Origin of the sequence: Acinetobacter sp. YH12249 (genome assembly GCF_013417475.1) — a bacterium.
Classification (GTDB): domain Bacteria; phylum Pseudomonadota; class Gammaproteobacteria; order Pseudomonadales; family Moraxellaceae; genus Acinetobacter.
This window is the reverse complement of record NZ_VPDX01000005.1, coordinates 108,870-122,105: the sequence shown is the minus strand read 5'-3', so window position 1 is coordinate 122,105 and position 13,236 is coordinate 108,870. Positions and strand designations below refer to the sequence as shown.

Sequence of the window (13,236 nt, the reverse complement as noted above, 5' to 3'; positions counted from 1 at the left end):
GGCAGAATTTGTGCAGAGGATTGAGGTCTTGGACTTTCATCTAACAAAAGTTGGGCAATATTCTAAAAAAACCAATCATAAAATTCGAAACTGAAAATCATTTGCCTTTAAGAATTTCATATATCCAGAAATTTTTCTCAAGAAAAGCCACGTGTGGGAAGTCTTTACGCTACGATTTGATGCAGATTTCTGCTATTCTATGCAACTTCTATTTTTTAACTAATCTTATCCGAGGCAGAGATGACGCAAAATAACGCTCAATCGACTTCTGAACAAATCATTTCCGAAAACGATTTAATTGCACAGCGTCATGCCAAGTTAAAGCAGATTCAAGACCACGCAAAAGAAACTGGTGTTAGCCCATGGCCAAACACATTTAAACGTGAACATTATGCGCAAGACTTACAAGACCAGTTTGCTGATAAATCTAAAGAAGAAATTGAAGCTGGCGAACACGTTCATGTAAAAGTAGCAGGTCGTGTGATGTTGAACCGCGGTTCATTCATCGTGATTCAGGATATGACCGGTCGTATTCAGCTTTATGTTCCACGTAAAGAACTTGAGCCAGAAGTACTTGCAACGATCAAAGGCCTGGATCTGGGCGATATCATTGCAGTTGAAGGTTATATCGGTCGTTCTGGTAAAGGTGACCTGTATGTTCATATCGAACATTTTGAATTACTGACTAAATCATTACGTCCACTTCCAGACAAGTTCCATGGTTTAACTGATACTGAAATGAAGTATCGTAAACGTTATCTTGATCTGATCGTAAATGAAGAAACCCGTAAAACTTTTGAAGTTCGTGCCAAAGTTGTTGCCGGTATTCGTAGTTTCCTGAACGACAAACGTTTTATGGAAGTTGAAACTCCGATGATGCACGTGATTCCAGGTGGAGCATCTGCGCGTCCATTTGAAACGCATCATAATGCGCTGGATATGCCGTTGTTCTTGCGTATTGCACCTGAGCTTTATTTGAAACGTCTGGTTGTGGGTGGTTTCGAGCGCGTATTCGAAATTAACCGTAACTTCCGTAACGAAGGTGTTTCAACTCGTCATAACCCTGAATTCACTATGATCGAATTCTACCAGGCGTATGCAGATTACAAAGACCTGATGGAATTGACTGAGCAAATGCTGGAAAAACTGGCAATTGATATTCTGGGTACCACTGATGTGCCTTATGGCGATGAAGTCTTTAGCTTCAAAGGACCATTTAAAAAGATCTCAATGTTTGATGCTATTCTTGAGCACAATCCACAGTTCACTCCAGAAAATGTCAATGACCGTGAGTTCCTGGCGAAATTCATTCAGGAAGAACTGAAAGAACAGGTAAAACCAGGTTTTGGTCTGGGTAAACTGCAAACAATCGTATTTGAAGAAACGGTAGAAACTCAACTACGTCAGCCTACATTCGTGACTGAATATCCAGCAGAAACTTCTCCACTAGCACGCCGTAATGATCAAAACCCGCATATTACAGACCGTTTTGAATTCTTTATCGGTGGTCGTGAACTGGCAAATGGCTTCTCAGAATTAAATGACCCGATTGATCAGGCTGAACGCTTCCAGGCGCAGGTTGCTGAGAAAGATGCGGGTGATGATGAAGCAATGCACTATGATGCTGACTTCATTGAAGCCCTGGAATATGGTCTGCCTCCTACAGCAGGTGAAGGGATCGGTATTGACCGTTTGGTGATGATCTTCGCGAATGCACCAAGTATCCGTGATGTAATCTTATTCCCGCATATGCGTCATAAACACTAATGACTTATTCGAAAAAAGGCAGTTTTTAAAACTGCCTTTTTTATGTGTTCAGTATTTATTTTAAATAAAATTAAAACCCAGCATTATTTAATTCTATTTTTTACATTTGTAATTTCATTTTTGTATTTCTATCTCATTTCTCGAAGCGATTTATTATTTTGAAAGTCAATTAAATCTAGGGTTTCATATTATACTGATACAGTTTCGCCATTGAATATTGTTTTTGAAATATCTATGGTTAGGCAAAAATAAACTTGAGAATATTGATCCCATGTTTCTAAAAAAACCATTATTAAGTGCACTTCTTACGACACTTTCGCTTCCTGTTTTTGCTCAAGGGCTGGTTCTGAATGATGCAAATCTTCGTACTGACTTGAACTGGTTAAACCAACAAGGGGTGATCCAGATCAGTACCTCGACCTGGCCGCTCAGTGGTGATGAAATTCAACGTGCTCTATCCAATGCACAAGTGAGTAACAAAGTACAACAACGTGTTATTGATTCAGTTCTGGCAAAATTAACAGCAGACAATCAGCAGCTCAAAGTAGGCTTATTTGCGGAAAGTGATCCAAAAGATATTCCTCAAGCCTTTGGCGATCAGCAAAAGGCACAATTTCAGGCAGCTTTAGAATTTAATGCAGGTGGCGAAAACTGGGATGCCAAACTCCGGGTTAATGCCGAAAAAGATCGACAAATTGAGAATGATCAGGATGTAAATCTGGAAGGATCTTATCTAGCAGGGAAACTCTGGAATCAATGGCTGATTGCCGGCCAAATTCCGACCTATTGGGGTCCGGGACATGATGGCAGCTTGATTCGCGGCGATGCTAGCCGCCCAGTATATGGATTTATGGCACAACGTGCAGAACAAACAGCTTTTGAAACTAAATGGCTGTCCTGGATTGGACCGTGGCAATATCAGGCTTTTGCAGGACAATTGGATGATTATACTGCCGTTCCAGATGCCAAACTAATTGGTCTTCGTGTAACAGCACAACCTTTATCTTACTTGGAGCTAGGTGCTTCTCGTGCGATTCAATGGGGTGGGGAAGGACGTCCTGAAAGCTTAAGTTCATTATGGGATGCTTTTGTCGGGAATAAAGATAATGGTGGTACGGGTGAACCTGACCCATCAAACCAGATTGCTGGTTTCGATGCACGCCTGAACCTGTTTCCTTTGACACAGGTACCTATGGGCTTCTATGGGCAATATTTAGGTGAAGATGAAGCGGGTGGTCTGCCTGCGAAGAAAATGTATCTGGCTGGAATAGACTATTCTTCGACTGTAAGAAATATGCCATATCAACTTTATACAGAATGGGCAGATACACGTACTAACGGCAAGGTGCGAGGTATTTCTTATAACCATACCAATTATACTGATGGTTTTTATCAGCATGGTTATCCGCTGGCACATGCTTTAGGTGGTGATGCACAGATGGTTTCAGTAGGTGGTGATATCCGTCTTGATCCGATGAACCGTTTATCTGGGCGGGTATTGTTTGCTGAAGTCAATCAGTCTGAGCGTGCAAGTGTAAATAATGCTGCTTTTGCTTTTGATGATGAAATTAAAGCACTAGATGTCACCTGGTCGCATTATATTCGTCCAGAAATGCCACTTAAAATTAATGCCTGGATAAGTGACTCAGATGTAAATGGTCAGGATGGCGGTGCCTCTATTGGAATTGAAATTCCATTAGAAAAAGGCTTGTTCAAATATTAATATTCAAGACACAACAAAATCCTGCTCATCTGGCAGGATTTTTTTATATTTTCAAAAATTACAGACAAAAAAAACGCAATGATTGGGGTTGTCATTGCGTAGAAAAAGGAAGTTTCTTTCAAAACTAAATCAAGATTAACTGTGGAGAGAGTTAAATTTGATTCCTTACTGTATGTAAGTATATTAGGACTCATTCTCATGTGACTCATCAGTATTCATGTTAATAGATGTTAAGTAAGGTTAAAACTATGAAGAATCTGTGTGGAAACTTGCCTTATTTTTGCGCATTTTGGCCTTAAATAAAAAAAGCCCTTTATGAAGGGCTTTTTTAAATATTGTCTAGCTTAGAAATGGAAAACACCTAAGCCTGTTTTCACTTCATCTAAAGTGGCCTGTGTAATGTCACGGCATTTATCTGTACCCGTTTTCAAAATATCCATGATGTAATCCGGATCTTTGGCCAGTTCCATACGACGTTCACGAATCGGACCGATCAGCTCTTTCAGAATACCTTCCAGACGTTTTTTTACTGTACCATCACCTAAACCACCACGGCGATAATGTGCTTTCAGTTCTTCCAGTTCTTCTTTATTGGTGTCGAATGCATCCAGGTAAGTAAATACCACATTGCCTTCAACTTGGCCTGGATCTTCGATGCGCAGGTGATTCGGATCGGTATACATCGCATTGACAGCTTTTTTGATGTCTTTGTCAGAGGCATCTAGAACAATAGTATTACCTAATGATTTAGACATTTTCGCTTTACCGTCAAAACCTGGTAAGCGTCCCACATTAGAAAGCAGCGCCTTACATTCAGGCAGTAATTCACGGCCAATCTGACGGTTAAGGCGACGTACAATCTCATTGGTCTGTTCGATCATTGGAATCTGGTCTTCGCCCACCGGAACTACAGTTGCTTTAAAGGCTGTGATATCTGCTGCTTGAGCCACTGGATAGCATAAGAAACCTGCAGGAATATCACGCTCAAAACCACGCATCTGAATTTCTGATTTAATGGTCGGGTTGCGCTCTAGACGTGAAACTGTCACAAAGTTCAGATAGAGCATAGTCAGTTCGTTTAAGGCTGGCAGGCAAGACTGAACACAGATAGTAGTTTTGGTTGGATCAATACCGACAGCCAGATAATCTGTTGCTACTTCAATAATATTGCGACGTACTTTTTCAAAGTTGTCTGCATTATCTGTCAGGGCTTGAGCATCAGCGAGTAACAAATGTTGATGGTGAGAATCTTGTAAACCTACGCGAGAGCGTAATGAACCGACAAAATGGCCAAGGTGAAGCTGTCCGGTAGGACGGTCGCCAGTCAAGATTACTGGACGATTATCTTGATTACTCATTATCTATTCCAAAAAGTAGTCTGTACTACATCTATATTTTAACGAATGGCCACATTGTACGGCATTCTGTTTTTGAATGTCAGCCAGAAAAAAAGCCGCAGTAAAAAAATCTTATTAATTAAACAAGTGAATACAATATTTTTTAAATATTTTCATTAAAATATGTCTAAAGATGATAAGGATAACAAGAATGGCGAGCAGCTTATTAATATTATTGGATGATATTGCGACTGTTTTAGACGATGTTGCCGTGATGAGCAAGATGGCTGCAAAAAAGACGGCAGGTGTCTTGGGGGATGACTTGGCATTAAATGCCCAGCAAGTCAGCGGTGTACGGGCAGAACGTGAACTTCCTGTGGTGTGGGGGGTAGCGAAAGGTTCTTTTATTAATAAGCTGATTCTTGTTCCTTTGGCTTTACTTATTAGTGTGGTTGCGCCTTGGTTAATCAATCCTTTACTGATGATTGGCGGTTTATTTCTCTGTTATGAAGGCGTAGAAAAAGTTCTACATAGTTTAAAGCATAAGAAAGCCAAGACTGAAGAAGATGCTGAGGCTGAATTCACTACGATCGAAACCGATTTGGCCACATTTGAAAAAGAGAAAATTAAGGGTGCGATCCGAACTGACTTTATTTTATCTGCGGAAATTGTAGTGATTTCTTTGGGCACGGTGGCAGCCGCAGCTTTTACCACCAAGGTCATCGTACTGGCAGGAATTGCCATATTAATGACAGTCGGGGTGTACGGCTTCGTCGCCATGATTGTTAAAATTGATGATTTAGGTTTGTACCTGACTAAGCAGGCATCCAGCTTCAAGCAAAGTATAGGCCGTGGATTACTGGCTTTTGCTCCTAAATTGATGAAAACCCTCACGATTGTAGGTACGATTGCGATGTTCCTGGTCGGAGGCGGGATTATTGCCCATACCATTCCATGGTTTCATCATTTTACTGAAGATTCGGTTGAGTATGTAGAGCATATGCCTAGTCTGGGCAGTATCGTAGGGGCTGTTACGCCTACACTGATTAATCTGGTGATTGGTTTTGTGGCAGGGTTAATCGTATTTATCTTGATTGGCTTTATTCAAAAAATCAGATCGAAATCAAAGCAGGCATAAATCAGGCCCGTTAAAATAAGCTGACTTTAAACTATAAGGAATCTCACTATGCGCTGGAAAGGACGTCGTGTTAGTAGCAATGTAGAAGACCGTCGTGGCGGTGGTGCCAAAGCCGGTGGAATCAGTATTCTCGGGTTAATTATTGCTTTCGTGGCCTGGAAGTTTTTTGGCGTTGATCCACAGCAAGCCTATCAAACCACCAAGCAAGTTACGCAAGGTGTTTCTAGTGCAGAAACACGAGGTCTGGAAAATCCAACGCCAGAGCAGCAAGAAGCAATCGATTTTGTAGGAACTGTGCTTGCCGATACAGAAGATACCTGGTCTCAAGTATTTCAGCAGCAGCTGAACCAGCAATATACTCCGCCTAAACTGGTTCTATTTAGTGGGGTAGTAAATTCTGGTTGTGGTACAGCGCAATCGGCCATGGGACCTTTTTACTGTCCGGCAGACCAGAAAGTTTATATTGATACGGCATTCTTTAAAGATATGCGTACTCAGATGGGAATTAGCGGGGAACAGAACTCAACCGAGTTATCTCGCAATGATCAGGCTGGTGATTTTGCTCAAGCCTATGTGGTAGCGCATGAGGTGGGTCATCATATCCAGACCATTCTAGGTATTTCTTCACAGGTACAGCAGGCACGTCAACAAGCTACTCAAGCACAGGGTAATCAGCTTTCTGTACGTCAAGAACTACAGGCCGATTGTCTGGCTGGGGTATGGGCTTATCATAACCATGAGCGTACTCAGTTCCTGGAGCAGGGTGATGTACAGGAAGCCATGGATGCGGCACATAAGATCGGTGATGACTATCTGCAGAAAAAGGCCCAAGGCCATGTCGTTCCGGACAGCTTTACGCATGGTACCAGTGCACAGCGGGTAAAATGGTTTAATACCGGTCTGAAATCAGGTCAGATGTCTGCTTGCGATACTTTTAATCAAAATATCTAAAATTAAAGATCAAAAAAAAGGGGAGCAAATGTTCCCCTAATGATTGAATAGTTATTTTTCCAGAAAACGACGGAAGTTTTTCAAAATTTTGATACTGACAAACAAGGCAGCCAAGGCAAATAGCGAAATTGCAAAGAGAATATATTTTAAATTACTGATGTCATTATTATAAAATTGCTTCAATTCATTTTTGGAATAGCTGAGTGTAGTGATCTGACCAGTTCGACTATCTTGGAACTGAATATTTTCAATATAAAAATAATTTCTCACTTTTACTAAATTAACATTTTGAATCTGCCGGGTATGTGACTGATTATAGTCATCAGTACATAGGGCAGCATAATGCTCACAGCTGATTTTCGCTACATAACCATTTCCGGCAATCAGGATAAACAGCGCGTTGTCTGGACGTTGATTATTAGACACCAGTACATATTGCGCTTTGGCACTGCTTTTTAAAGGAATGCTCACGGCTTGCTGATAATGTTGATCTGCTTTCAGAATTTCCTGAACTTTGGCAACACAGGTGAACATCACGGAAAGTGTGATCAGAAAAATGACAGCAGCAAGGCACAGACGGAATATGGTTTTGACAGTTTGATGCATAGGAGAAAATTTCTAAATAGAAAGAAGAGAGATGAGCAATAAAGTGCTTTAAGGCTGTATGTTAAATCATCAGTTGTGAATATTGAAAAGAAACTTAACTTAATTCGAAAAAAAATGGGACTAAACTTGATCCGCTAAAATATACTGTTTTTTTAAATTTATATTTCAAGTAAATCTTTCAGCTCACGGCTGCAAATTGCCAAATCTTAGGAAACCTAATGGGAAGTTTCTTTTTTTTACAACTGTTGACGGTGGTCTTTGCTCTGTCAATTGCCACTACCATGTTCAACAAACGTGTTCTAAGTTTTCCTCAAGCCATTGGTGTGCCGATTGTTTCTGCTATTTTTGTCTTTATCCTGCAATGGTGCGCCAGCCTGTTACAGGGTAATCCATTTTTTAGCATCAATATTGATAATATTGAGAAAGCAGTTCGGCATGTTGATTTTTATGACTTCCTGATTAATGGTGTCATTTGTTTCATTCTGACATCATCCGCATTGAAGTTTAAGGTTTCAGATTTACGCAATCACTGGCGGCCGATTGGTATTCTGGCCAGTCTGGCATTGGTTTTCTGTGCAGTTTTCTTTGGTATTGCGCTGTACGGTTATCAGTTTCTGATTGGTAACCACGTCGATATATTGGTTCTACTATTACTCGGTGCTGCGCTCGGAGCAACGGATCCCATTGGGATTAAAGGTGTACTCAGTTCGGTACGCGCACCCCATCATTTGATCGTGAAGCTGGAAGGTGAATCACTGTTTAATGATGCGATGTGTATTGCATTATTTATGACCTTGCTGAATGTACTGCAAGGTGAAAACTTTACCGTACTCGCCGTCCTGCAAACATTGCTTTATGAAATTGTCGTGGCAGTCTTGATCGGAATTGGGTTTGGTCTGGCGATTTTACGTATTCTGCGCGGTAAGCATGAAATGGAATCACTGATATTAACTACTGCACTGTTGGCTTGTGGTTCATATCTAGTTGCTTTACTGGCGCATGCTTCTGCACCAATTGCCTGTGTAATCGGCGGCTTGATTGTCGGTAATAAATGGAAAGAAATTCTGGCTGATGCAGATATCGGTGATGTAAACCATTTCTGGCATACGGTAGAGGGGATTATCAATTCCTTCCTGTTCACCTTGATCGGCCTGGAATTGTTCATTATTGATCTAAGCACCAGTCTGGTTCTAGGCGGAATTGTTGCTTTCATAATTCTGCATTTGGCGCGATTCCTGGCCAACCATCTGTCTTTTGCATTATTCCCTAGAATGAGCAAGAAGAGTTATAACGGCAGTTTAACCATTCTGTCTTGGGGCGGTGTACGTGGCGGGATTTCCTTAGCCCTGATTCTGGCAGTGGCCAATATTCCACAGCTGGAAGCATATAGCAGTATTCTGATTGGATATACTTTTATTGTGGTGCTTCTTTCCGGAGTAGTTTGTGGTCTAGGTTTGCCAGCCGTAATGAATGCTTTCTATTACAACCCGAATGAAGAAACTCAAGGTTTTAAGGGCTGGTATCAGCGGATGTGCCACAAGATGAATCGTCGCGGTTTTCAGTATATTGTGGGGGAGGATGCGAATGGAAATGAAACCATCACCATCTTCCAGCCTGAGATGCTGATTGATAAGAAAGATGCCGATGGTGTAGCAACCGTGCATCATCCTGACAAAGTACAAGAAGTGAAACGCTTAGAGAATCCGGAGAATTTCTAAGCATTAGAATTTTCTATCAAGATTGAAAGCCTATGACATCAAGTGCAAGCCAGGAAATGGCACAAATGATTCTGAGTGTAGTCAGCCAGATTCCTTATGCGAAGGTAGCGACCTATGGACAGATCGCTAAGCTGGCTGGCTTGCCTAAACATGCACGTCTGGTAGGTAAGGTTTTAAGTCAGCTTGATACAGAAACCGATTTGCCTTGGCATCGTGTCCTGAACGCTCAAGGTAAGATCAGTCTCAATAAACTGGATGAATATGGACATAATATTCAACAGCAAAAGTTAGGCGCAGAAGGAATTCTATGTGCTGAAAATCGGGTCAGCTTAAAGCAGTATCAATGGGATGGATTTGTCTGAAAGAGAAATCCCCACTTGATTGAAGTGGGGATTTTTTTATTATTTACGGATAACCATTACAGGAACATTGGCCTGTCCCAAGATGCTTTGCGCAACACTACCCAGGAACAGTTTCTTGAAGCCAGTACGGCCATGTGAGCCAATCACAATCAGATCAGTATTCAAGGATTCTGCTGCTTTGACAATTTCACTATAAATCACCTGACCTTCGAGTAGCTGGGTCTCTGCATCAATACCTGCCGCAGCAAATTTCGCTTTTGCTTCATCAAGTGTCTTCAGAATTGCAGTACGGGCACGTTCAACCAGGTCATTGGTTTGAGCTGCTGTAATGTATTCAGCAGCGATATAGGGATCAAGTGCCAGCACCTGAACCACTGTCACTTTACTGTTAAATGCTTTGGCAATTTCGACAGCTTTATCGACTGCAGCGTAGGAAGTTTCTGAACCGTCAACGGGTACTAAAATATGTTCAAATGACATTAGAATTCTCCTTATCGGAAATAAGTTTTATAAAAATATGACGCGTTAAAATCGTATACGAATTGTTGTTTATACTTTGATCATAACGCGTATTTTATAAAAATAAAACCAAGTAAATTCCTCAGTATTATGTTTAACAAAGCAATAATTTTTAATGGTTGGTATATTTTCTAAGTTTTTGATTTATATTTATATTTTTAGATTAAAATAATATGATTTTAGAATATTAATGAACTAACTTAAAAAAGCCATCTGATTTTAATACTGCGTTATTACCTGTAATTTTAGATTCAAAAAATCCCTGTTATATAAAACTATAGGAACAGGTTTAAAATTGAGATTTTAATAATGAAAAATCTATCAAACTGCATAAAGATAGACTGCTATTTTTAATAGTAACCTTCTATCAGCATAATTTTAGTGTTCTAAAACTTCCCTTTCCAAGGGTGGGTTAATACCGTTATTTTCTTTTTTAAATTAAGCACGATCTGTAATGGATTTCTCACATTCATTATAGTGATCAATTGCAAAGTTTTTAATTAAGGTGGAACGTCCAGACTGATCTTGGGGTATTTCATATTTAAACGCTTTTTCAGTAAGTTTTATACCAATCAGAGCATGGAGATCATTCGCTGTACCGTAGTGCTGTTTTATTTGCTGAATCATCCATTTCTGTGGTGCACCTTTCAGTCTAAAGAGCATGACTTCTTGAGCCAAACTTTTCACATCATCACATCCTGAAAATCTGCTGCTTGGATGAATAACAGTTGCATTGGCTAAACTTATAAAACTCAATAGGAGCAGGCTTAGGTATATTTTGAATTTCGTCATCTTCAGTTTTGCTTTAATCCAGAAATACTATTGGCCATATTTGGAAAAGTATTATAGCGATAGGAAAAGGTCCTAGATTCACTTTTTATTTTGTTTCTTCAGCAAGTTATTCTTAAAATTAAATATTATATGATACGACTTCGATTTAGATTTGGCTTTAAAAGTTGGTACCAATTTTTGTAGATTCTGTTATGGGATTTCGAATTAAATCATGATTTGTACAAAGTTTAAGAGTTTATGATTAATTTGCATAAAGACTGAACATTTGTGGTTTAAAATGCTTGACGATACAACCTGAAATTACGATAATGCGCACACAGTTTACGGCTATGTAGCTCAGTTGGTTAGAGCACCGCACTCATAATGCGGGGGTCACAGGTTCAAGTCCCGTCATAGCCACCATTTTTAAAGACCAAGCTCTCAGCTTGGTCTCTTTTTTTGTGCCATAAAAATATCAATAAAAAATTAAGAGAAAGTTCTTCTAAATATCTGTCTGTTTAAATTTTTGAATCTTCTTTTAATTTCTTAACCCTATTTATTGCTTAAAGATAAAAAAATGCCCAAGCATTTACTTGGGCATTATAGCTAATCTAGTTTTGTTAAAACTTAGATACCTGCTTTCCAACCATTAACGACCGGATAGCGACGTTCACGACCATAAGAACGCGAGCTGATACGTGGACCAATCGCACCCTGACGACGTTTGTATTCGTTAATATCAACCAGACGAATCACTTTTTTCACGACTTCAGCTTCAAAGCCTTTGGCAATGATGTCATCCTGGCTCAGATCTTCTTCAATATAAGCATAAAGAATCGCATCAAGTACTTCATAAGCCGGTAATGAATCCTGATCGACCTGATCTGGACGAAGTTCTGCTGATGGTGGGCGAGTAATGACACGCTCAGGAATCACAGGAGTTTCTGCGATGCTGTTACGGTATTTCGCCAGTTCAAACACAATGGTTTTATAAACATCTTTTAATACCGCAAAACCACCGACCATATCGCCATATAGTGTGCAGTAACCAACGGCAAGTTCAGATTTATTACCGGTTGCCAGAACCAGATTGCCGAACTTGTTAGACAGCGCCATTAATAGCGTACCGCGTGCACGTGCTTGCAGGTTTTCTTCAGTGGCATCTACAGGGGCATTGCCAAAGAATGGATACAGGGTTTGCAAGAAGCCACTTACAATCGGGTTAATCTCGGCAATACCGAAAGTTACACCCATGGTTTTTGCCTGTTCAGTAGCATCTTCTACACTGATCTGAGCAGTATAGGTATAAGGCATCATCACTGCTTGGACTTTATCAGGGCCAATCGCATCTGCTGCGATGGCAAGAGTCAGGGCAGAGTCAATACCGCCTGACAGACCCAGAATTACACCTGGGAAACCTGAACGTTGTACATAGTCACGAGTTGCCATCACCAGACTTTGATATATCTCAGCCATGGTTTCCAGCGCTGGAGTAATCGTACCTTTGCTGAACTCTAATTTTTCTGCATCATATTCAGCGATATACAGGCCTTTTTCAAAGCTAGGTGCTTGCAGAGCCACTTCGCCTGATTTATTGAGTACAAAGCTGGTACCATCAAAGATGAGATCATCTTGGCCACCTACCTGGTTACAGTACACCAGATTGATATTCAACTGTTTGACCAGCGCAGCCATGGTATCGATACGGTGTTGCGGTTTGCCAACTTCATATGGAGAAGCATTCAGAACCAGTGCAGTATCAATATTCAATTGAGCCAGCTGTTGAACTGTAGATAATGACCAGACATCTTCACAGATCAGAACACCAAACTTGTGTCCCAGATATTCGAAGACCAGATGCTGATGTCCTTCACCAAAATAGCGTTTCTCATCAAATACACCATAGTTTGGCAAAGTCTGTTTATTATAAACCCCTAAAACTTCACCATCCTTCATGACAGCGGCTGAGTTATAGCGTTCACCATCTTCGGTTTGATTAACAAAACCAAAGACCATGACGATATCTTTTACTTCAGTTAGTTTCTCAAACGCCAGTTTTGTGCGTTTAGCCAGACTTGGGCGAATTAATAAATCTTCAGCCGGATAACCTAAAGTTGAAAGTTCAGGGAAAATAATAAGATCAGCATTATCTTTTTTGGCTTGATTTGCCAAATCTATCATTGTCTGCGTATTTGCATCTAAATTGCCCACATGTGGAGAGAATTGAGCAATCGCAATTTTAAAACTTTTCATTCCAATTAAGTCCTATTCCTATAGGTGAATACACTAAATCACTGATTTTTAAAATTCTAATTATCCAGCTGAGTGCAGTTTGATACGAACA

General features: G+C 40.3%; 11 protein-coding genes and 1 tRNA gene. 7 read left to right on the top strand and 5 right to left on the bottom strand.

The features are described from left to right. The first annotated feature begins 240 nt into the window (after positions 1-240). Together lysS and FTV25_RS04635 are read left to right on the top strand one after the other, a co-directional pair. Positions 241-1,767 (top strand): lysine--tRNA ligase, encoded by a 1,527-nt coding sequence (gene lysS, locus FTV25_RS04640; RefSeq protein WP_180002269.1) that lies wholly within the window; start codon positions 241-243, stop codon positions 1,765-1,767. Between the two features lie 271 nt (positions 1,768-2,038). Next, positions 2,039-3,490: a capsule assembly Wzi family protein gene (locus FTV25_RS04635; protein ID WP_180002270.1), complete on the top strand. Its 1,452-nt coding sequence runs from the start codon at positions 2,039-2,041 to the stop codon at positions 3,488-3,490. A gap of 344 nt (positions 3,491-3,834) precedes the next feature. On the opposite strand, the gene trpS is transcribed toward FTV25_RS04635, so the two are convergent. After that, positions 3,835-4,848, bottom strand: a complete 1,014-nt coding sequence (gene trpS / locus FTV25_RS04630) for a tryptophan--tRNA ligase (protein WP_005234596.1) — start codon at positions 4,846-4,848, stop codon at positions 3,835-3,837. A 190-nt stretch (positions 4,849-5,038) separates the two neighbouring features. On the opposite strand from trpS, the gene FTV25_RS04625 reads away from it, so the two are divergent. Together FTV25_RS04625 and FTV25_RS04620 are read left to right on the top strand one after the other, a co-directional pair. Next, positions 5,039-5,965 carry a DUF808 domain-containing protein gene (locus tag FTV25_RS04625; RefSeq protein ID WP_180002271.1) on the top strand — a complete coding sequence of 309 codons (927 nt, stop codon included), beginning with the start codon at positions 5,039-5,041 and terminating at the stop codon, positions 5,963-5,965. A gap of 48 nt (positions 5,966-6,013) precedes the next feature. Continuing rightward, complete coding sequence (locus FTV25_RS04620; RefSeq protein WP_179992117.1) at positions 6,014-6,916, top strand: neutral zinc metallopeptidase; 903 nt, start codon at positions 6,014-6,016, stop codon at positions 6,914-6,916. 51 nt (positions 6,917-6,967) lie between these two features. Here FTV25_RS04620 and FTV25_RS04615 read toward each other — a convergent pair whose 3' ends face one another. Then, the gene (locus FTV25_RS04615) at positions 6,968-7,522 is read right to left on the bottom strand and encodes a hypothetical protein (protein ID WP_180002272.1); all 555 of its coding nucleotides are present in this window, start codon (positions 7,520-7,522) and stop codon (positions 6,968-6,970) included. A gap of 218 nt (positions 7,523-7,740) precedes the next feature. Here FTV25_RS04615 and FTV25_RS04610 point away from each other — a divergent pair, with 218 nt between their 5' ends. Both FTV25_RS04610 and FTV25_RS04605 read left to right on the top strand, forming a co-directional pair. Further along, the gene (locus FTV25_RS04610) at positions 7,741-9,240 is read left to right on the top strand and encodes a sodium:proton antiporter (RefSeq protein WP_180002273.1); all 1,500 of its coding nucleotides are present in this window, start codon (positions 7,741-7,743) and stop codon (positions 9,238-9,240) included. A gap of 65 nt (positions 9,241-9,305) precedes the next feature. Further along, entirely contained in the window at positions 9,306-9,602 is a 297-nt protein-coding gene (locus FTV25_RS04605; protein WP_180002331.1) for an MGMT family protein, read from the top strand. A gap of 39 nt (positions 9,603-9,641) precedes the next feature. Here FTV25_RS04605 and FTV25_RS04600 read toward each other — a convergent pair whose 3' ends face one another. Together FTV25_RS04600 and FTV25_RS04595 are read right to left on the bottom strand one after the other, a co-directional pair. Next, a complete protein-coding gene (locus FTV25_RS04600; protein ID WP_004782991.1) occupies positions 9,642-10,082 on the bottom strand; it encodes a universal stress protein in 441 nt (146 codons plus the stop codon). Between the two features lie 477 nt (positions 10,083-10,559). Next, positions 10,560-10,913 (bottom strand): hypothetical protein, encoded by a 354-nt coding sequence (locus FTV25_RS04595; protein WP_218947793.1) that lies wholly within the window; start codon positions 10,911-10,913, stop codon positions 10,560-10,562. A gap of 325 nt (positions 10,914-11,238) precedes the next feature. Here FTV25_RS04595 and FTV25_RS04590 point away from each other — a divergent pair. Next, a tRNA-Met gene (locus FTV25_RS04590) sits at positions 11,239-11,315 on the top strand. 204 nt (positions 11,316-11,519) lie between these two features. Here FTV25_RS04590 and FTV25_RS04585 read toward each other — a convergent pair. After that, positions 11,520-13,145, bottom strand: coding sequence for an NAD+ synthase (locus tag FTV25_RS04585; RefSeq protein ID WP_180002274.1), 1,626 nt, complete (start codon positions 13,143-13,145; stop codon positions 11,520-11,522). Positions 13,146-13,236: the final 91 nt, after the last annotated feature.

What these genes read in the sequence shown, in the direction of transcription:
- FTV25_RS04635 (WP_180002270.1), top strand. Translation starts at nt 2,039, where the DNA reads ATGTTTCTAAAAAAACCATTATTAAGTGCACTTCTTACGACACTTTCG.
- FTV25_RS04600 (WP_004782991.1), bottom strand. Translation starts at nt 10,082, where the DNA reads ATGTCATTTGAACATATTTTAGTACCCGTTGACGGTTCAGAAACTTCC.
- FTV25_RS04595 (WP_218947793.1), bottom strand. Translation starts at nt 10,913, where the DNA reads ATGACGAAATTCAAAATATACCTAAGCCTGCTCCTATTGAGTTTTATA.
- FTV25_RS04605 (WP_180002331.1), top strand. Translation starts at nt 9,306, where the DNA reads ATGATTCTGAGTGTAGTCAGCCAGATTCCTTATGCGAAGGTAGCGACC.
- lysS (WP_180002269.1), top strand. Translation starts at nt 241, where the DNA reads ATGACGCAAAATAACGCTCAATCGACTTCTGAACAAATCATTTCCGAA.
- FTV25_RS04625 (WP_180002271.1), top strand. Translation starts at nt 5,039, where the DNA reads ATGGCGAGCAGCTTATTAATATTATTGGATGATATTGCGACTGTTTTA.
- trpS (WP_005234596.1), bottom strand. Translation starts at nt 4,848, where the DNA reads ATGAGTAATCAAGATAATCGTCCAGTAATCTTGACTGGCGACCGTCCT.
- FTV25_RS04610 (WP_180002273.1), top strand. Translation starts at nt 7,741, where the DNA reads ATGGGAAGTTTCTTTTTTTTACAACTGTTGACGGTGGTCTTTGCTCTG.
- FTV25_RS04620 (WP_179992117.1), top strand. Translation starts at nt 6,014, where the DNA reads ATGCGCTGGAAAGGACGTCGTGTTAGTAGCAATGTAGAAGACCGTCGT.
- FTV25_RS04585 (WP_180002274.1), bottom strand. Translation starts at nt 13,145, where the DNA reads ATGAAAAGTTTTAAAATTGCGATTGCTCAATTCTCTCCACATGTGGGC.
- FTV25_RS04615 (WP_180002272.1), bottom strand. Translation starts at nt 7,522, where the DNA reads ATGCATCAAACTGTCAAAACCATATTCCGTCTGTGCCTTGCTGCTGTC.